The sequence below is a fragment of the Blautia sp. MSK18_10 genome, from assembly GCF_020553185.1.
GTDB classification, from domain to species: domain Bacteria; phylum Bacillota; class Clostridia; order Lachnospirales; family Lachnospiraceae; genus Blautia_A; species Blautia_A wexlerae.
This window is the reverse complement of the sequence record NZ_JAJCGT010000002.1, coordinates 23,254-43,232: the sequence shown is the minus strand read 5'-3', so window position 1 is coordinate 43,232 and position 19,979 is coordinate 23,254. Positions and strand designations below refer to the sequence as shown.

Annotated in this window: 17 protein-coding genes; 3 read left to right on the top strand and 14 right to left on the bottom strand. The window is 43.9% G+C overall.

All coding sequences use genetic code 11. The features are described 5' to 3' along the window. Positions 1-11: 11 nt before the first annotated feature. The 10 genes from LI074_RS01335 to LI074_RS01290 all read right to left on the bottom strand — a co-directional run bounded on the left by LI074_RS01335 (position 12) and on the right by LI074_RS01290 (position 13,140). Positions 12-1,520, bottom strand: a complete 1,509-nt coding sequence (locus tag LI074_RS01335; RefSeq protein ID WP_173697716.1) for a cobyric acid synthase — start codon at positions 1,518-1,520, stop codon at positions 12-14. A gap of 32 nt (positions 1,521-1,552) precedes the next feature. Next, positions 1,553-2,596 (bottom strand): pyridoxal phosphate-dependent aminotransferase, encoded by a 1,044-nt coding sequence (locus LI074_RS01330; RefSeq protein WP_173697715.1) that lies wholly within the window; start codon positions 2,594-2,596, stop codon positions 1,553-1,555. Positions 2,597-2,724: 128 nt separating this feature from the next. Next, on the bottom strand, positions 2,725-3,702 hold the full coding sequence (gene cbiB / locus LI074_RS01325; protein WP_173697714.1) for an adenosylcobinamide-phosphate synthase CbiB: 978 nt from the start codon (positions 3,700-3,702) through the stop codon (positions 2,725-2,727). Between the two features lie 100 nt (positions 3,703-3,802). Further along, on the bottom strand, positions 3,803-5,197 hold the full coding sequence (locus LI074_RS01320; RefSeq protein WP_173697713.1) for a cobyrinate a,c-diamide synthase: 1,395 nt from the start codon (positions 5,195-5,197) through the stop codon (positions 3,803-3,805). Positions 5,198-5,319: 122 nt separating this feature from the next. Next, on the bottom strand, positions 5,320-7,371 hold the full coding sequence (cobK, locus tag LI074_RS01315; protein ID WP_173697712.1) for a precorrin-6A reductase: 2,052 nt from the start codon (positions 7,369-7,371) through the stop codon (positions 5,320-5,322). Further along, positions 7,364-8,095, bottom strand: a complete 732-nt coding sequence (gene cobJ / locus LI074_RS01310) for a precorrin-3B C(17)-methyltransferase (RefSeq protein WP_161275974.1) — start codon at positions 8,093-8,095, stop codon at positions 7,364-7,366. Before cobJ ends, cobK begins: the two co-directional genes overlap by 8 nt. Continuing rightward, complete coding sequence (locus tag LI074_RS01305; RefSeq protein WP_161275973.1) at positions 8,088-9,209, bottom strand: cobalt-precorrin 5A hydrolase; 1,122 nt, start codon at positions 9,207-9,209, stop codon at positions 8,088-8,090. The genes cobJ and LI074_RS01305 overlap by 8 nt, the downstream gene beginning before the upstream one ends. Positions 9,210-9,282: 73 nt before the next feature. Continuing rightward, on the bottom strand, positions 9,283-10,059 hold the full coding sequence (cobM, locus tag LI074_RS01300; RefSeq protein ID WP_161275972.1) for a precorrin-4 C(11)-methyltransferase: 777 nt from the start codon (positions 10,057-10,059) through the stop codon (positions 9,283-9,285). A 255-nt stretch (positions 10,060-10,314) separates the two neighbouring features. Beyond that, entirely contained in the window at positions 10,315-11,475 is a 1,161-nt protein-coding gene (gene cbiD, locus LI074_RS01295) for a cobalt-precorrin-5B (C(1))-methyltransferase CbiD (protein WP_173697711.1), read from the bottom strand. Between the two features lie 321 nt (positions 11,476-11,796). Then, entirely contained in the window at positions 11,797-13,140 is a 1,344-nt protein-coding gene (locus LI074_RS01290; RefSeq protein ID WP_055053399.1) for an MATE family efflux transporter, read from the bottom strand. Positions 13,141-13,507: 367 nt separating this feature from the next. Between LI074_RS01290 and LI074_RS01285 the strand changes: the two genes are divergently transcribed. Next, a complete protein-coding gene (locus tag LI074_RS01285; RefSeq protein ID WP_022381458.1) occupies positions 13,508-14,407 on the top strand; it encodes an RluA family pseudouridine synthase in 900 nt (299 codons plus the stop codon). Between the two features lie 93 nt (positions 14,408-14,500). Here LI074_RS01285 and LI074_RS01280 read toward each other — a convergent pair whose 3' ends face one another. Then, positions 14,501-15,265 carry a type III pantothenate kinase gene (locus LI074_RS01280; protein ID WP_025576961.1) on the bottom strand — a complete coding sequence of 255 codons (765 nt, stop codon included), beginning with the start codon at positions 15,263-15,265 and terminating at the stop codon, positions 14,501-14,503. A 37-nt stretch (positions 15,266-15,302) separates the two neighbouring features. Then, positions 15,303-16,514: a bifunctional phosphopantothenoylcysteine decarboxylase/phosphopantothenate--cysteine ligase CoaBC gene (coaBC, locus tag LI074_RS01275; protein WP_173679304.1), complete on the bottom strand. Its 1,212-nt coding sequence runs from the start codon at positions 16,512-16,514 to the stop codon at positions 15,303-15,305. 457 nt (positions 16,515-16,971) lie between these two features. Between coaBC and LI074_RS01270 the strand changes: the two genes are divergently transcribed. Further along, positions 16,972-17,535 carry a class I SAM-dependent methyltransferase gene (locus LI074_RS01270; protein WP_022381455.1) on the top strand — a complete coding sequence of 188 codons (564 nt, stop codon included), beginning with the start codon at positions 16,972-16,974 and terminating at the stop codon, positions 17,533-17,535. A 121-nt stretch (positions 17,536-17,656) separates the two neighbouring features. On the opposite strand, the gene LI074_RS01265 is transcribed toward LI074_RS01270, so the two are convergent. After that, positions 17,657-18,475, bottom strand: a complete 819-nt coding sequence (locus tag LI074_RS01265) for a peptidylprolyl isomerase (RefSeq protein WP_173697710.1) — start codon at positions 18,473-18,475, stop codon at positions 17,657-17,659. Between the two features lie 237 nt (positions 18,476-18,712). Here LI074_RS01265 and LI074_RS01260 point away from each other — a divergent pair, with 237 nt between their 5' ends. Beyond that, positions 18,713-19,192: an S-ribosylhomocysteine lyase gene (locus LI074_RS01260; RefSeq protein WP_118613380.1), complete on the top strand. Its 480-nt coding sequence runs from the start codon at positions 18,713-18,715 to the stop codon at positions 19,190-19,192. A gap of 218 nt (positions 19,193-19,410) precedes the next feature. Here the strand turns inward: LI074_RS01260 and LI074_RS01255 are convergent, their stop codons facing one another. Further along, positions 19,411-19,893 (bottom strand): SH3 domain-containing protein, encoded by a 483-nt coding sequence (locus LI074_RS01255; protein WP_022381452.1) that lies wholly within the window; start codon positions 19,891-19,893, stop codon positions 19,411-19,413. Positions 19,894-19,979: the final 86 nt, after the last annotated feature.

Genomic DNA, 19,979 nt, shown 5'->3' with positions numbered 1-19,979 from the left:
ACTGTTCCGGATCAGATTCCCTGCTCCAGAATTTCATAGATTTTCTTCATATCCAGATGCTTCCTCAGTTCTGCTGCCAGGATATCATACTGGGTTTCTTTAAATGCTGCAAAATCGATTCCTGTCATCTGAGATACATCAATTCCCTTTTTTTCACCCAGAACACGTACAACAGCCTCTGCCACATCTTCCCTGTCAAAAACTCCATGGACATAGGTTCCACAGACATTTTTACGGTATGCACCGTCTTCCTTACACTCTCCTGACACCTGATCTTCAATGGATACACTGTGTCCGGCCTCGCCTTTTAACACAGTTTCTCCCATATGGATCTCGTAACCCTCCAGTTCTGCACCGGACAGTGCCTGAAGCTCTCCCTCGAGTTCCAGGAATCTGCCGGAAACTCTGGTTCTGGTTTTCTTTTCCGCAAAAACAGTATCCATAGGAAGCAGTCCCATTCCCTTGATGGTTCCTCCGGCTTCCACATGATGAGGGTCACTTAAGGTCTCACCCAGCATCTGATAACCGCCACAGATTCCAAAGATGATCTTACCCTTTGCAGCTTCCTTCAAAACTGCAGCTTCCAGACCATTAGCCCGCATCCACAGCAGATCTTCCATTGTATTTTTTGTTCCTGGAAGGATGATCATATCCGGATTTTTCAATTCACTGACATGCTGTACATATCTCAGGGAAACTCCCGGGATACTTTCCAGTGGATTAAAATCTGTGAAATTGGAGATCCTTGGCACCCGGATCACCGCAATATCAATAAGATCCACTTCCTGTTTTCTGTCAAATCTTTCTGTGAGGCTGTCCTCATCCTCCACCTGAATATCCAGATACGGAGCCACTCCCACTACAGGGATATGGCTTCTCTCCTCTAGCATCTGCACTCCCGGATCAAGGATGGTCTTGTCGCCGCGGAATTTGTTGATGATCAGACCCTTTACCATCTCTCTTTCATCCTCTTCCAGAAGCTCCACTGTACCGATCAGCTGTGCGAAAACACCGCCTCTGTCAATATCTCCCACCAGAAGTACCGGTGCCTTTGCCATCGTTGCCATTCCCATATTTACGATATCTTCTGTTTTCAGATTGATCTCTGCCGGGCTTCCTGCTCCCTCGATCACAATGATATCATTTTCTGATGCCAGTTTATCATAGGCTTTCATAATATCCGGCACCAGCTTTTTCTTATATTTAAAATAGTCTCTGGCACTCATGGTTCCCAGGACTTCTCCGTTTACGATCACCTGGGAGCCTACATCATTGGTAGGCTTCAGAAGAATGGGGTTCATCAGCACAGAAGGCTTAATTCCGGCTGCCTCCGCCTGCATCACCTGAGCTCTGCCCATCTCCAGCCCCTCTTCTGTAATAAAAGAGTTCAGTGCCATATTCTGGGATTTAAAGGGTGCCACCCTGTATCCATCCTGTCTAAAAATCCTGCAAAGCCCTGCTGCCAGAAGGCTTTTTCCTGCATTGGACATTGTCCCCTGCACCATAATCGCTTTTGCCATTTTTTGTTTCCCCTTTTCTCCTGTATAAATACTTATGAAAGCACTTCTTCCAGTACCTCTATCAGCTTTTCATTCTGTTCATGCAGCTTCACTGCCACACGATAATATCCTTTTTTCAGCCCCGGATAGTTACTGCAGTCCCGGATCAGGATTCCCTTTGCAACACATCTTTCAAAGAGATCCTCAGATCCGTAAAAGAATATATAATTTGCCTCAGAAGGATATACCGTCAGCCCAAGCTGTCTCATCTTTTCCTTCATCCATGCAGATTCCCTGAAAATGATCTGCCGTCCTGCTTCCACATATTCTGATTCCTTCAGTGCTGCCATTCCTGCCTGCTGTGCCATGGTAGACACATTCCAGGGCTGGGTGACTGCCTCCATCCGGTCAAGTACTTCCCTGTCCGAACAGAATCCATAGCCCAGCCGCACACCGGGGATCGCATATCTTTTGGTAAATGCCTTAAGAATAAAAAGTCCCGGATATTTTTCCAGTTTTCCCTTCAGCGTATGTTTCTCCGGATCTTTTACAAAATCCAGGAAGCACTCATCTACTACCATAAATATTCCCTGCATGGCACAGGTTTCCAGAATTTCTTCCAGAAGGTCCTGAGGTATGGTGATCCCTGTAGGATTATTGGGATTACACAGGAAAATAATATCCTGCTTTTCTCTTTTCAGAACATCCGGATAATCTTTCTGTATACAGAAATCATTTTCCTCTTTCAGATAATATCTGCTGATCTCACAGCCAACACTGACCAGTGCCTGTTCATACTCCGCAAAGGTAGGAGCAGGAAGAAGGGCCTTCTTTGGATTCAATGCCCTGCTGAGGGAAAAAATAAGGTCTGCGGCTCCATTCCCGCAGATCAGATATTCTTTTTTTGTATGTTCATAATCTGCGATTGCCTCTTTCAGAGGTCCGCATCCTACACGGGGATAATCACTCAGGTCCTCTACACTGTCTATGATCGCCTGCTTTACACTCTGCGGTGTTCCCAGCGGATTACAGTTTGCAGAGAAATCCAGACAGTGATCATATTTATAAACATCACCGCCATGTATATGTTTTGTCATCAGTTGTCTCCTGTCTTACTATACATGTTTTATATTAATAACTATTCAGCAATCCACTATTGAACCAACAAGCTGTTATCCTACAAGATTATTACAAAAATCAACTTATCAGCACACTGTTACCGGAATTATAAAAAGAAACAGATGCGCACCGCGCTTCCGATCAGAAGAAATATCACAGCCCCCAGGATTGCTGTTGCATAAAGCAGGCGATTGGAACGTCTGATATCCTCCACCTCCACAGGGCGGATTCCATCTCCTATGGTTGGTTTCTCATAAAGCTTTCCGAAATAGTAAGCATTGCCTGCAAGCTGTACCTCCAGCGCACCTGCCATTGCTGCCTCTGTCTGTGCAGAGTTGGGGCTGGCGTGATTTCTTCTGTCTCTGCGGTAGATCTTCGCTGCATTTTTCACATCCATTTTTACAAATGCAGAGGCTGCCACCATCAGCCATCCTGAAAGTCTGGCTGGAATATAATTGGCCACATCATCCAGCTTTGCAGCGCAGCGGCCAAAATACAGATATTTATCATTCTTATATCCCAGCATGGAATCCATGGTATTGATTCCCTTGTAAAGAAACATCAGCCACACTCCGCCGATTGCCATATAAAGCATCGGTGCTATGACACCGTCAGAAGCATTCTCTGCCACAGTCTCTACTGCCGCCTTTGTAACCCCCTCCTCTGTCAGCGACTGGGTATCACGACCTACGATCATGGATACTGCATAACGGGCCTCATCCAAAGTTCCGTTTTTCAGTCTGTCATAAACTTTCATGCTCTCTGTTTTCAGAGATTTCGTTGCCAGAAGCTGATAACACCAGAAGGTTTCCAGTGCAAATCCCGCCCATACTGAAATTCCGTAGAGAATATGCAGGATCAGAAAAGGGATTCCCCCGCTTAACAGACAGACAAGGATCACTTCCACTGTACCTGCAGCCAGTTCGCCCTTATCTGTTTTCGGAAAAATCTTTCGGAGTATTTTTTCCAGAAATGCGATCAGATTTCCGATCAGACATACCGGATGATACAGCCATCTGGGATCTCCTATCATAAGATCAAGTATGAAGCCTGCTGCAAGGGCAGGCATACTGTAATATAACATAATTATAAAACTCCTTGATGCCTTCCGGATGTTTCAATATTTCTGAAACGCCCGGAATTCGGTAATTTACTACTATTTTACCACCTCTAAATCCGGCTCATTATTCTTTTGAATTATGATATTCCAGACATTTCATGAGAAAAGCCCTGGGAATCTGGGGATTTCCATAATAATAGATATGAGGATATCCTGCCAGCAGATTACTGCTGCTGTGTATACAGTCCCAGCCTCTTTTGCTTAAAGGCTTCGCCGCATGGAAGTCACTTCCGCAATTCTCAGAATCAAAATAGTGGAATTCATGGGCCGGAATCTCGCCGATCTCCTCTGCACTTCTGCCAAAAACAGGTTTCCCGGCGGTTAATGTGATATATCCAAATCTGGTCAGTCTGGGAGTGCGGAAACATTTTCCGGGGATCACTCCGCAGGTTTTCCGAAACACTCCGTTCATGTCCTCCATCTGTTCATGAAGATACATAAAGCCTCCGCATTCTGCCATACATGGCATGCCCTGTTTAACTGCCTGTGCAATCTCCTCTTTCATGGATGCATTGCGTTCCAGTGCTTCTCCATTTAATTCCGGATAGCCGCCATAGAGAAGAATCCCATCCAGATCTGCAGGAAGATGTTCATCATGAACTGGCGAGAAATCAACCAGCTCTGCCCCCATTTCCTGAAGGAGACGAAAATTGTCTTCATAAAAGAAACAAAAGGCTTCATCCTTTGCCACTCCGATACGCAGCTTCTGTGGCAGACAATATCCATATGTCCTGTCTTTCTGTATCAGAGATTCCGGCACTTGCAGCTCCTCTGCATTTTTGGCAAGTGCAAGGATCCTGTCGATTTCCAGTGTATCTTCCAATATTCCGGCCAGCTTCTGCAAGCGTTCCTTCAGATCAGAAATCTCCTCAGGAAGCACAAGACCCAGATGACGGCTCTCGATCACGCAGTCCTCTACCTTTGGCACATATCCAAGAACCTCCACCTCAAGCTGTTCTTCCACCAGCTTCTTCATTCTGGGATAAAGCATGGGGGACATCTGGTTAAAAATCACGCCTTTGATATGACTGTTCTCTTTGTACTCCATAAAACCTTTAATATAAGCTGCCAGGGAAATACTCATCCCTCTGCTGTTTACCACAAGGATGACCGGAGTATCTGTGGTATCTGCCAGGTCATAGGCGCTTGCTTTCGTGGATATTCCACCCACGCCGTCATAATAGCCCATAACACCTTCCATCACTGCAATATCACAGTCTGCTGCATTTTTCCCAAGCAGGTATCGGGTAGTCTGGGCATCTGTAAAAAAGGTGTCCAGATTTCGGGATTTCGTCCCGATGACTCTGGAATGAAACATGGGATCTATATAATCCGGTCCGCATTTAAAAGATGCCACTTTCATTTTTCGATTGACCAGTGCCTGCAGAAGTCCGCAGGTGATCAGTGTTTTGCCACTGCCGCTGGCTCCTGCTGCAAGAAGTATTCTTGGAATATCCATCCCTGTTCTCCTCTGTTTCTGTCCTATATTTTTTCAACAATTTCAGGGCATTCCAATCTATTAACTGTTAATCTGTATTTCCTTAACTGTTAATTTGTAATCCCTGATATCTGCATCATTTGTTATTTCCCGGGATTCTGAAGTGTAATAATATAAATAGGATTCTCGCCCATCATCATATGATAACGTCCGATTGCCTTTGAACGTGCCGCACTTAGCTGTACGATCTCATTCTCTTCAAATCCAAACTCTTTCGCTGTTTCCAATGCTTCAGACACAGTTTCAAGAGTGATACAATTGATCACGATCCGGACCTGAGGATTCTTTTCAACCAGCAGCTTCACGATCTCTTTCAGATTTCCTGACGAGCCTCCGATAAAAGCATGGGTTGGTGCCGGAAGATCTTTCAGAGCCTCCGGTGCAAGTCCTTCCACAATCTCCAGATTATCCGCTGCAAATTTCAACTTATTCCGGTGGATCAGTTCAACTGCATCTTCCTTTTTCTCAATTGCCCAGACCTGTCCCTGATGAGCACGAAGTGCCATCTCTATTGACAGTGAGCCTGTTCCTGCGCCCACATCATAGCAGACAGAATCAGCAGTCAGCCGCAATTTGGAAAGAGATACCGTACGCACCTCTTCCTTTGTCATAGGCGCTTTTCCTCTGATAAATTCCTCATCTCTGATCCCATGCGTCTCCAGCCGTGTTCCTGCATTTTCATTTACTGCACAGATGACAGATAAGGGGTCTCCCTTATATTCTGTCAGTTCACTGGCTGGTTTTACAAAAATCTTCTCATTTTCATAGGACAAATTCTCTCCCACATAAAGGAGCACATCACCCATCCCGTATTTTACCAGTTTCTCTGCCAGAACTGCTACACCGTCTGAGGTTCCAAGTATGGAAAATACTTTCTCCGCATAACAGATATGTGAGATAAGATTACATCCTCTTCCATGTGCACTGACGATTTTGGCATCATCCCAGGACAATCCTATTTGGGACATAAAATATACAACTGAGGAAATCCCACACTGAATCTCTATCTCTGTATTATTTTGTGCTGAACTATCCCGTTCTTCCTCACTCTTCTCTGATCCGTTCTTTCTCTGTACTCTCAGATCCGCACTGTCCTGACACAGTACTTCCAGAAGTTTTCTGGCCCCGCTGTAGAAGCCCACATCTCCGGAAAGGACAATCACAATATTGTCATACTCCGGGTGTGCATCAATATAATCCCTGATCTCCTGGCTTCTGTATTCCACGAACACATCCTGTCCCGGACGTTTCACAGAATCCACCATCCTCCTGGCACCGATCAGAAGATCCGCCTGATCCAGGCTATTCTTACCCTGGACAGTGAGAAGTTTTTGACTTCCCATTCCAATTCCCAGCAATGTAATATGCGGTCTGTGGGCTAAGCTGAAATGCTCTGTAAGAAATCTCTTACATTCTCTCACAGACATTCCTTCCTCCTTCAGAGGACGCCCGATGATCACAGGAACTGCATCACATTCCAGGGCAGCATCGATCTTATCCTGAAATCCACCTACTTTTCCTGTATCCTTTGTGACCAGATATCTGCAGTCATACTGTCTGAGCATTGCAGCATTCAGCTCTCTGGAAAAAGGCCCCTGCATTCCTATCAGATGTTTTCCCTCAAATCCCAGCTCTGCACAGGCTTTCATCACATTGGGCAGAGAAAGGACTCTTGCATAAAGACGGTTCTGATAATCCTTCATGCCTGTGAAGCCGGCCAGTTCCTTGCTTCCTGTTGTCAGCAATACATTTCCCTGGGTCTGATTCAGATAATCTGCAGCAGCCTTAACACTGTCCACATATACTGCCCTGTTCTCATGTTCCCCGGCCTCTCTCAGCACCCTGTAATATGCTGTCTGCGTATTTTCACAGGCTGTCCTGATATTTACAGTCACCTCAGCAGCATAAGGATGGGTGGCATCCAGCACCATTTCCGGTTTCTCCTGTAAAAAGACCTCTTCCATGTCCGCTGCATCCAGTCTTCCAGTCTGAACAGTGAGAAATTCATTTTCTGTAAGAGATTTGCTGCCATATTCTGTGGCAACAAATCCCTTTGTCTCTATCTTATGATCTGCCAGAAACCGGCAGATTTCGTATCCTTCTGTTGTTCCCGCAAAAACAAGAACTTTATACATTCCTATATCCCCTCGGTGTTACCATCTTATTGTTGATTTCCTTTGTCTGAGAATTACCGATAAATACTGTGGTAAACATATCCACCTGTGTATCTCTCAGTTCCTTTAATGTCATTACATGAGCTTCCTGGCCTTCTCTTGCAATATTGGAAACTGTTCCGCAGATGGTATCCGGTGATTTGTATTTCATCATCAGATCACAGGCTTTCTGCAGGTAATCATGACGTTTTTTACTTGACGGATTGTAAAGGCATACAACAAAATCTGCCTGGGCTGCTGCCAGAAGTCTTGCCTCTATCTTTTCCCATGGTGTGAGAAGGTCACTTAAGCTGATTAGACAGAAGTCATGGATCAGAGGTGCACCCAGAACAGCAGCTCCGCCTGTTGCAGCTGTCACACCCGGGATGATCTCCAGTTCTGTTTCCGGATAATTGACACCAACCTCATACATCAGACCTGCCATACCGTAAACTCCGGCATCACCACTGCAGATCATGGAAACAGTCTTGCCTTTTTTTGCCTCTTCAAAGGCAAGGACACAGCGGTCCACTTCCTTTTTCATTGGTGTAGTCATAAATTCTTTTCCCGGAAAATATTCCTTCACCAGGTCTACATATACGGTATATCCGATGATCGCATCACTTTCATTCATGGCGCGGATCGCTTTTCCTGTCATCTGGTCATAAGCTCCCGGTCCGATTCCGATTACATATATTTTACTCAAAATGTATCCTCCATTCCCTGGCAGCCACTGCTGTGGTCACACCATTTTCTCCTGTTTTTCTCTGCCGCAGCCTGCCATTTCCACTGGCAAGGACTGCACTTCTCTCACAGACATTATCCACACCTGTGATCTTTTTTACAAAAGGTGAGGGAGTAAATTCTCCAGGCACCTGTTTTAATTCTTCTTCTGTATAAGTCACAAAAGGAATCTGCCAGTCCTGTGACAATGACAGGATTCCCTTTTCTTCTTTCTTCAGATCGATGCTTGCGATCTGCTCAAATGCTTCTTTATGAAATCCGGATCTGTCCAGCACCTTCTGCGCTGCCTCTGCGATTCCACGGGCATCCTTGTCTTTCCTGCAGCCCATACCCAGAGTCAGACATTTCGGAACTACCTGTGTGGTAGAAATAAAAGGATTACAGGAAGTATGTACTGTAACCGCAACTCCGCAGTCTATATTCGTACAGTCTGTCCCTGTTCCATTAAAATCAGAGCTTTTCTGTGTTTCCTCTTCTGATCTGTCATCCATACTGCTGACAGGATTCCCATATTCATCACACCGGGCCAGCCCCTCCGGCAGTTCACCGTCCGTCGGAAACTCACTGTAAAATCCAACTTTCTTTCCTGCCAGAAGTGCAGCAGAGACTTCCTTTGCTGCTTTCATGTTAAAGATATTGCAATTATTTTTCTTTGCAAAAACATCTACTGCAAAACGGTGATGCAGGTCTGTGGCTGTTGTGACCACTGGTATTGCTTCCAGAATTTCTGCTGTTTTTAGCGCCAGTTCATTGGCACCGCCCAAATGTCCTGACAGAAGGGAAATGACAAACTTTCCACACTCATCTACGACCAGCACCGCAGGGTCTGACTTCTTTGACGCTACATAAGGCGCAATGCTGCGGACGGCAATTCCGGTGGCACCGATAAAGATCAGTGCATCTGAATCAGAAAATTTCTCTCCTGCCCATGCAGAGGTACTGACCTGAATAGAATCCAGAAGATATTTACTTTTTTTATCCAGTTCTGCTGTCATACCGGCAGCTTCCAGCCCCCGGTATAATCTCTCCCCGGTCTGCTGACCGGTAAGGCTGAAGCATATAAGTGCAACCTTCACTGTTATATTCCTTCTCTTTCTCCTGTTTACAGTAATCTCATAAACGATAGCAATTCCTTAAGGTTACCAGATTCTATGAGTGATGTGTTTTTGATTTCACAGCTTCACGAAATTCTGTAGTAAACTCCGGATCATACAGCTTGGAACGGTCATAATGTGCTGCTGCAACTGTATCTCCGATGATCATCAGAGCAGTTTTTGTAATATTATTTTCTGCAGCCGTTTTTGCCAGTGTTCCCACTGTGCAGACGAAGGTCTTCTGTTCCGGCCAGGTTGCCTTATATACAATGGCTGCTGGTGTATCTGCTGTATAACCGCCTTCAATAAGACGTCTGCTCAGCTCTTCCAGCATTCCTGTACTTAAGAATACAACCATGGTTGCCTGATGAGCAGCAAATGACTGAATGCTTTCCTTGGACGGAACCGGAGTTCTGCCTTCCATTCGTGTAATGATCACACTCTGGGAAATATCCGGCAGAGTATATTCCAGATTCAGGGCACTTGCAGCACCGCAGAATGCACTGACACCCGGACAGTAATCATAAGCGATATTTTTCTCATCCAGAATATCCATCTGTTCACGGATCGCACCGTAAATACATGGATCTCCGGTATGAAGGCGGACAGTTGTCTTTCCCTCTGCTTCCGCCTTCTCGATCACATGGATCACTTCCTCCAGTGTCATTTTTGCACTGTTGTAGATGGTGCAGATGTCCTTTGTATATTCCAGAAGCTTTGGATTTACCAGAGATCCTGCATAGATCACCACATCTGCTTCCTCCAGATACTGTTTTCCTCTTACTGTGATAAGATCCGATGCTCCCGGACCTGCTCCTACGAAATGTACCATAATCTATCATTCTCCTTTTTATAAATTTATTTCAACTGTTCAATACTTTCACAGTTGTGAGTCAAAATCCATTCAAGCGGATATTCGCAATCCGCTTCGCTACTTGCTCATAACCGAATAACTGCTCCGCAGTTTATCAGAAGGAGCTTGCACTCCTCCTGATACAAGCAAGTCCCCACCCACTGCTTATTGCTTTTCGCAATTGAAGCAGGGGACTTACTTGATTCGGTTAAAATCGCCTTTGCGATAGGATCTTTACTGTGCCTCATCATTCTGTGCATTAATCAGCTTTATCAGCTTCTCTGCATCTGCAGTCTGCCCCAGATACCCATAAGTATTATTAAAGATCACTGCCCCTAAAAGGATCTGCTCATAGGATCTGTGATTTAAATAAAACTGGATCCTGTCCAGGATCTCTTTCATGGTCTTCTGAAGTATCTGATATTTTTCCAGAATGTCTATTGCTTCATCTGTAGTAGATGCATTCAGGATTTCCTTTGCACACTCCAACGATGCTCCTGCCCGGATCGCATTGGATGCCAGCACTTCCATCCTGGCATCTGCACTGTGGGAATGAGTATTCATGATCCCTGCTGCAACTTTTACAAACTTTCCGATATGAGCAATGAAAAGGATTCCCTTAACTCCCATATCAATTGCCATGTCAATGGTCTCACCTACATAATTGCTGCATTTGATATTTTTTTCATAAGGGAGATCCATATGCTCCCGCAGATAATCTGCCCCGTAATTTCCCGGTGTTACCAGAAGATATTCTTCTCCCTGGGAAAAATGCTGCTTCATCTCTACATTGATACTCTGTACAAGAGCAGCTTCGCTCATAGGTTCTACAATCCCGGAAGTTCCCAGAATGGAGATTCCTCCCACAATTCCCAGACGTGGATTAAAGGTTTTCTTTGCAATTTCCACACCTTCAGGAACGGAGATGGTGATTTTCAGACCACCCTCATAATCATATTTCTCAGCAATTTCTGTAGCTTCACGCAAAATCATGGCCTTTGGCACAGGATTGATGGCTGCTTCCCCGATTTTCTGGGAAAGCCCGGCTTTTGTTACCCTTCCCACACCAACGCCTCCGTCGAGGATGATTCCCGGTTCTTTTGTTTTCTGCACCGTAGCATAAACCAGTATTCCGTTTGTAGTATCCGGATCATCTCCTGCATCCTTCTGAATTGCACAGGTCACCTGATTTCCTTCAATCCGGATGTCTTTCAGTTCCAGTGTAAGCATGATTCCCTTAGGAGTCATCAAGGTGACATCCTTCTGCATGACACCACCCAGCAGGATCTTTGCAGCACCCTTACATGCAGCTGCTGCGCAGGAGCCTGTTGTATAGCCAAACCTCATTTTTTTATTGCCACGTATCACGTAGTAATCTTCCAGTCCGTTTTTCATGACGCCTCCTTTGCTGCATTGTTGTCACATCCTGTCTGCAGATTACTATAATGTCATTTATATAACATCTACATAAAAAGGAGGGATTTCTGTGTGCAACAAAATCCCTCCTGAAAGTTCTTTTCCCGAAATATCCTCTGGTTGCCGCAGATCATATTTCCTCTCTACAATGAAAAGCAGACAGTATCTGGCTGTTACAGTAACGGACTTGCGCAGGAATTTCACCTGACTTCCTGTAATGCTTTTCCAGAATTATTTCCGAGAATCATTATATAATTTTGAGCAGTAAAAGTCAACGCATTTCATGGCTATACCACCTTATTATACTACCTTATGCTTCAGCCATTTCCTGCTGTGGAAGCGAAGAGAAAATACGATTCCCCGCACTGTCCAGTCAGTAAACATTCCAAGCCATACAGCCATTGGGCCGAAGCCTCTGAAACGGATCAGATATACACAAAGGCAAAAACGGAATGTCCACATAGTGATACAGGATGTGATCATGGAAAATTTTACATCTCCGGCTGCTCTGAGGCCATAAGCAGGAATAAACGCCAGGGTCCATACAATAGGTTTGACAACCGTTATCCAGGATATCATATGGAAACACATTCTTGCACTTTCCGGTTCCATACCACCCAGCTTTGTGACCGGAATGGTTAAGGCAAACACCAAAAGACAGCTTGCAACAACAATGATTTCTGCAAGGACACTTAATTTCTTAATATAGTAAACTGCCTCATCCTTTCTGCCCGCTCCCAGACACTGTCCTACTACAGTCATCAGACCGATTCCTACACCGATAGCTGCAATACCGTTAAGGTTCTCAAGGATATTCGTCATTGCCTGAGCTGCAATGGCTACCGTCCCCAGTGTAGATACGGAAGACTGTATTGCCAGCTTTCCAAGCTGAAACATGCTGTTCTCTATACCGGACGGGATTCCCAGAGCCAGAACTCTTCTGATCATTTTTCCATCCGGACGGATCTGTCTGTAATTTCTGACTACAATAGGCTGTCTGTCCATACGAAGCTGCCAGAGTACCACTACAGCACAGAAGACTCTGGATGCAAGAGTTGCGATGGCAGCTCCTGCCACTCCCATATTGAATCCCCAGATCAGCGCCGCATTTCCGCCGATATTAATCACATTTGAAATAACCGATACTGTCATTGGCCCTCTGGTATTTCCCTGGGACCGGAATATGGATGCTCCCGCATCATAAAGTGCTATAAACGGAAAAGACAACGCCGTATAGAAGAAATACACCTGAGAGGCAGTCATAACATCTGATTCTACTTTTCCGAATATCAGTTTTAACAGCGGCACACGAAACAGCAGGCACAGAGCAGTCACTGCTACGGATATGGCAGTAATGATAAATAATACCTGTCTTGCTGATTTATTTGCCATTTCATGATTTTTCTGACCTATGTACTGTGAACAGAGGATTGCACCGCCTGCTGCCAGCGCTGAGAACGCCTGGATCACCAATACATTGATGGAATCCACCAGAGATACTGCGGATATTGCAGCAGAGCCTACATTGCTGACCATCATGGTATCCACAGTTCCCATCAGGGAATTCAGTACCTGTTCAAAAATAACCGGTATCAACAGGGTTCGGAGCATTTTGTTTGTAAAAATATGTTGCTGTTCTTTCATTTTTTCCACCTGAATCTATTTTCTTTTTTTGATTATACGCTTAATTTTCTGTGATGCAATAGAATAAAATGTATTTTTTAACGTTTTCAGGGTTACTGTTCACCCGCCACTATTCCGCGAGGTGTTTTGGCATGAATATGCCAAAATCCCGAGACATACAAGCCAAAATTCCATTGCCGCAGGCAATCTGGAATGAGTTTTGGCTACATTACTGTAAACAGAGTGAACAGTAATTTTTCAGGAAATCTGATAATTGTTCTTGTTATGTTCTTCAAAATCTGATACAGTAAATCTGTTAAAAATAAGGCAGGGCATATCAGCCCGCAATTCTTAAATCTTATACAAATCAAGAAAGCAGACAGATCATATGCAAAGAATCCTTAAATATATTATCTCCGAAAATACAACTCCGGTCACGATTCTGGACTTTCTAAAAAAAGAGGGGTTTTCCCGCCACATATTAAGCTCAATGAAGAACACTCCCAACACCATCATTCTCAATGGTGAACGTGGTTTCGGACGATCAGTGCTTAAACCGCAGGATCATCTGATCATCACTGTTCCTGAAACCGAATCAGGAGAAAACATTATCCGTACAAAGATGGATTTGAATATCATTTATGAAGATGAGGATATCCTTGTGATAAACAAGCCTGCAGATATGCCTGTGCACCCTTCTGCGGGAAATTATGAAAATACTCTGGCAAATGGAATCGCCTGGTATTTTGCAGAAAAAGGAGAGGATTTTGTTTACCGCTGTATCAACCGGCTGGACCGGGATACCACCGGTGCTCTGATCCTTGCCAAAAATCCCCTCAGCGCAGCGATTCTGTCAGTTCAGATGAAAAAACGTCAGATTCTCAGGACTTATCTCGCACTTGTAGACGGGCTTCTTCCTGACTCCGGAACGATCAACGCTCCTATCGCACGAATGGAAGGCTCCGTGATCACCAGAGAAGTAAATTTCGGAACCGGGGAGTCTGCAATAACTCATTATGAACGGCTGGCGGCAGGAAAAGAATATTCTCTGGCCGAACTTCATCTGGAAACAGGGCGCACACACCAGATACGTGTGCATATGAAATATATCGGGCATCCTCTGCCCGGAGATTATTTATATAATCCTGATTACCGTCGGATAAACCGTCAGCCCCTTCATTCTTATCAGTTGGAGTTTACTCATCCTATAACCGGAAAGGTCATGCTTTTTACTGCTCCGCTTCCTATTGATTTTATTTCTGCCTTTTATAGCAATTCTCTAAAATAATGCATTTATAGCAATCCCATAAATTACTGCAAACAAAACAGTTCATCAGTTTTATGTCTGATGAACTGTTTTGATATGAATGCATATACATTCTTACTTATTTTTCTCATAAATGATCAGAAGACCTCTCAGAAGAAGTTCCTCGTCCAGAATGATTTCTCTCTTACAATGAGGAACGATTTTCTTTGCCAGACCACCGGTTGCCACTACAGTTGCCTTCTCCCCCAGTTCCTCTTCGATCCTGTCAATAATTCCATCCAGAGCTGCTGCATTGCTGTAAAGAACCCCGCTCTTCATACATTCGATCGTGTTTTTCCCGATCACATGTCTTGGCGCATCAATACTGATTCCGCTGAGCTGGGAAGCCCTCGCAGTAAGTGCATCCAGGGAAACCCCTACACCCGGAAGAATCATTCCGCCTACATACTGCTTCTTACTGTTGACAACAGACGCTGTGGTTGCAGTTCCCATATCGATAAGGATCAACGGCACCGGATAACCGGCAATTCCTGCCACTGCATCAGCAACCTGATCTGCGCCAAGCTGTCCCGGATTATCCATCATAATGTTCAGTCCTGTCTTTACACCGGGTCCGAGAACAATTGCATTTTTCTTAAGAATTTTCTCTGCGGCAAGTTTCACAATATTTGTGATCTGCGGCACTACAGAAGAAATAATACAGCCCTCAATCTCTGTTTTTTTTATATGATAGATATCAAGAACATTCTTTAAATCCACCGCATATTCCAGTTCCGTCTTTGTACGGTTGGTAGAAAGGCGTTCTATAAAATATGTTTTCAGGTCATCAATACATCCAACTACAATGTTGGTGTTTCCAACGTCAATTGCTAAAATCATAATTATTTATCTCCAATTTCTTAATCGTCCTGTTCCTTTAACAGACAGAATCCTGCATCATCATCGAAAGGATTTTATCCAGGATCCTAAAAGCGGCGTCTTCTTTGCTCATAAGCGGAAGAGAGATTTCTTCATCCTGTGTGATCAGTGTCAGCACATTGGTATCTCCCTGAAATCCGGCACCCTCCACTTTCACATTGTTGGCAGCCACCATATCCAGATTTTTCTTTGCCAGCTTGGCTCTGGAATTGTCGATCACATTCTGTGTCTCCATGGAAAATCCGCAGAGAAACTGTCCGGCCCGTTTGTGTTCTCCCAGAAACTTCAGGATATCATCTGTTCTTTCCAGTTCTATGGACATCTGTCCGTCACTTTTCTTAACTTTTTCTTCACTGATCCTGGAAGGGCGGTAATCTGCCACAGCAGCAGCTTTAACAATAATGTCCTGTTCGTTGCTGACAGAAGTTACAGCTTCATACATATCCCTTGCAGTCACAACAGGCACCAGATTTACAAACATGGGAGGTTCAATTGAAGTACGTCCGCTGACCAGCGTGACATCTGCACCGCGGAGCATGGCAGCTTTCGCAATAGCATAGCCCATTTTTCCTGAAGAATGATTGGTAAGATAACGAACAGGATCAACAGATTCCTGTGTAGGACCTGCAGTTACAAGGATTTTCTTTCCTTTCAGATCTTTCTCACAGGCAGCTTCGCGCTCAATATAGGCAAGTAATGTCTCAGGTTCCGGCATTTTTCCCGCTCCTGTGTCACCACATGCCAGATATCCGCACGCCGGAGCGATCACTTCATATCCGTAATGCTCCAGAATCTTTAAATTATCCTGTACTACAGGATTCTCAAACATATTGGTATTCATGGCCGGGGAAATGAATTTTTTACATTTGCATGCCATGATCGTGGTAGTAAGCATGTCATCTGCGATCCCATGTGCCAGTTTACCGATCACATTGGCACTTGCCGGTGCGATCATCACCGCATCTGCTTTCTTTGCAATCGATACGTGTTCTACCTGAAACTGAAAATTCCGGTCAAAGGTATCCACCAGACATTTATTTCCTGTGAGAGTTTCAAAAGTGATCGGATTGATAAAATTCGTAGCGTTCTCTGTCATCAGCACATGAACATCTGCATGACGTTTCTTCAGCGCGCTTGCCAGATATGCAATCTTATACGCCGCAATGCTGCCTGTCACTCCCAGTAATACTGTTTTTCCTTCCAGTGTCATTTTCCTTTACCTCTTTCTCCGAACCATATTATTTCTGGCTGTTTCTACGTCTTTATACTTACATGTCAAAATCTATCATAATTCATCTTTGATAACAGGATTCTGACTTTTACAATTCTATTTATTATAGACTAATTATTATCAAAAATGCAATAAGTGATTTGTTTTATTTGCGAAACAATCTGGATGGAATTTTGGCTCGTATGTCTCGGGATTTTGGCATATTCATGCCAAAACACCTCGCGGAATAGTGGTGTGTGAACAGTAACGGTGAACCTCAGCAAGATTACACTTAACCGTTGTTTATAAAGATTTCCTGCATTATAATAATAATCAGTCAGATATCCATAATTTGTGCTGGACTCTACCTGACTTAACTGACAGACCGGATTATTATAATATACTGATATCAACATATAAATCCGGTGTATGACTTTGTGGAGGAATATAGGAATATATGAAGAATTATCAGATCACGCAATGGTGCGCAGCTTTTATCAGACAGCAGGTACAGGAAGGAGACTTCTGTATTGATGCTACAATGGGAAACGGAAATGATACGCTTCTGCTTTCGCAGCTATGCGGAGAATCAGGAAAGGTTCTTGCCTTTGATATTCAGGAGCAGGCACTGACTGCAACCCAAAAGAGACTGAACGCCGGACATGTTCCGGAAAATTACAGACTGCTTCTGGAATCTCACGCAAATATGGCAGAATATGCCACACCAGACAGTGTAAGCTGCATTGTATTTAATTTTGGTTATCTTCCCGGTGGAGATCATTCACTTGCAACCAGAGGTGAAACCAGCATTCAGGCATTGACCCAGGCTTTAACCCTTCTGAAAAAAGGCGGAATGATTTCTCTTTGCATCTACAGTGGCGGCGATTCCGGATTTGAAGAGCGGGATCAGATCCTTGACTGGCTGAAAAACCTTGATCCCCATCAATATCTGGTAATCAAAAGCGAATATTATAATCGCCCCAACAACCCACCGATACCAGTGCTGATAATTAAAAATTAACTGTATCTGTTCCAAAAAGCAGCAGAAAAGATTTTTCATATCTCTCCTGCTGCTTCTTGTTATGCCTTTTCTTCAATTTTAGTTTGCTCTCCGGGCACTTATACTTCGATTTCTGTTTTACTTAATCTGTAATGGTAATCTTCTCAATAACCGGCTGCTGATCTGACGGGATTGTTCCATTGTCGTCTGTCGGTTTTGCATCCTCGCAGATCTTATCAACAATATCCATGCCTTCTGTCACATGGCCAAATCCTGCATAATCTCCGTCCAGGAATGTACTGTCTGCCTGAACAATAAAGAACTGCGAGCTTGCGCTGTCCGGATCACTGGCTCTTGCCATGGAAATAGTCCCTCTTGTGTGGGAAATATCATTGTCTACTCCATTGTTGCTGAACTCACCCTTAATATTCTCTTTTGATCCACCTGTTCCGTCTCCGTTGGGATCACCACCCTGGATCATGAATCCATCCATGATACGGTGGAATGTCAGTCCGTCATAAAAACCTTCCTGTGCGAGTTTCACGAAATTTGTCACTGTGATCGGTGCTGTATCTGCATCCAGTTCCACATCAATCGTACCGTAATCCTTTACTTCAATCTCTGCGTGATGAATTCCTGTCAATTCTTTGGAAGTATCCAGAAGCACACTGGTTGTACTGCTGTCTGAAGAATCTTTATTTTCAGAATCTGTATCAGCAGAATCACTCTTTTCATCAGAACCATCAGAAAATCCGGCTTTTTCTGCCTCTTCTTCACTTGCTACATTATCACTGTCAGAAGAAGCAGCTTTTGTCTCCGTCTCTTCCTGAGAAGAAGTCTCCTCATTCGCTGTTTCCTCTGTTTTTGTACTCTCTTCTGTTTTATCACTGCTGCCACATCCTGCCAGTAAACCTGCTGACATAGCTGTAACACAAAGTGCTGCCAGTAATTTTCTTTTCATTTTCCTTTACCTCCGAAATCATTTACAACAATCTGATTATAACCTATCTCAGAAAAAAAACAACTCTTTTCACAAAATGTTCAGATTGTGAATGTTTCCTGTGTTTACTTCTTTCTGATTGCCTGTTAAAATGTATATGGCTGTTCAGTTCTGTACCTTCCCTTTTTGCAGTGAAACCGGAACAACAGACTGATGAACAGTCAGAATATATCTGCAAAAGAAAGCGAGGAATCCAAAATGGAAAAAATAACAAGTTTTACCATTGACCATATCAAATTACAGCCTGGAATTTATGTTTCACGTAAGGATCCGGTTGGCGACAGTATGATCACTACCTTCGATATCCGTATGACTTCTCCTAACGAAGAACCTGTGATGAATACTGCTGAACTTCACACGATCGAGCATCTGGCAGCAACATTCCTGAGAAATCATAAAGAGTTCGGCTCTAAAATGATCTACTGGGGACCGATGGGATGCCGTACAGGCAATTATCTTCTTTTAAATGGAGATTATGAGTCCAAGGATATCGTTCCGCTTATGATCGAGACTTTTGAATTTATACGTGATTTTGAAGGTGAAGTTCCGGGAGCATCTGCAAAAGACTGCGGAAATTATCTGGATATGAATCTGCCTATGGCAAAATATCTGGCAGAAAAATTTCTGGATGAGGTTCTTTATGATATCAAGCCGGACAGACTTATTTATCCACAGTAACATTCTACAGTATTATAGCAATCCTCATAAACAACACACCGAAAAAGATTTCTATCGTATTTTTCAGACAAAAAAAGCAGAAGCTGACAGGTCATTATCCTCTGCAGCTTCTGCTTTTACTTATACATTTCTGTCAACATTTTTCCAAAAAAGCCTTTATTGTACCTCTCATAGAAATATATTTAAAGAGGACTGATACAAATTTTTATATCATCAGATTATTCTGCACTTTCATCATAAGACGTATCTGCTGATGTATCTGCTGCAGTCTCACCTGCGTCTGCTGCCGGAGCTGTTGTTGTCACAAAATCTCCGCTTGCATAACAGGTCTGTCCATTATAATCCACACGAATCCATCCATTCTCGCATACACCTGTACTGTTCAGCTGAGTTCCGGCTGCCACACTTGAAATCAGATCTGCATCTGCACTTGCATCAGAACGAAGATTTAATTCTGATGACGCATAATAGGTATCGGATTTCACTTCTACTTTTACACCACTGGCTGTCTGCTCTGCTGCCGGCGTCGGTGTTGCTTCCGGTGTTGGTGTTGCCTCTGAAGCCTCAGGAGTAGGTGTGACTTCCGGTGTTGGTGTTACTTTAACGATCATAACGCTGGAATCAATAGTAGGATCAAATCCGCATCCCTGAGCAGCAAATGCAAGTCCCAGTACAAGAACCAGCCAAAGTGATTTCTTCATAAGTAGTTTCCTCCTTTATCAAACACGCTCTGTCCCCTCGTGTTTTCTGTGTTCGCTTTATGTATTAATATACACGATTCTTACAG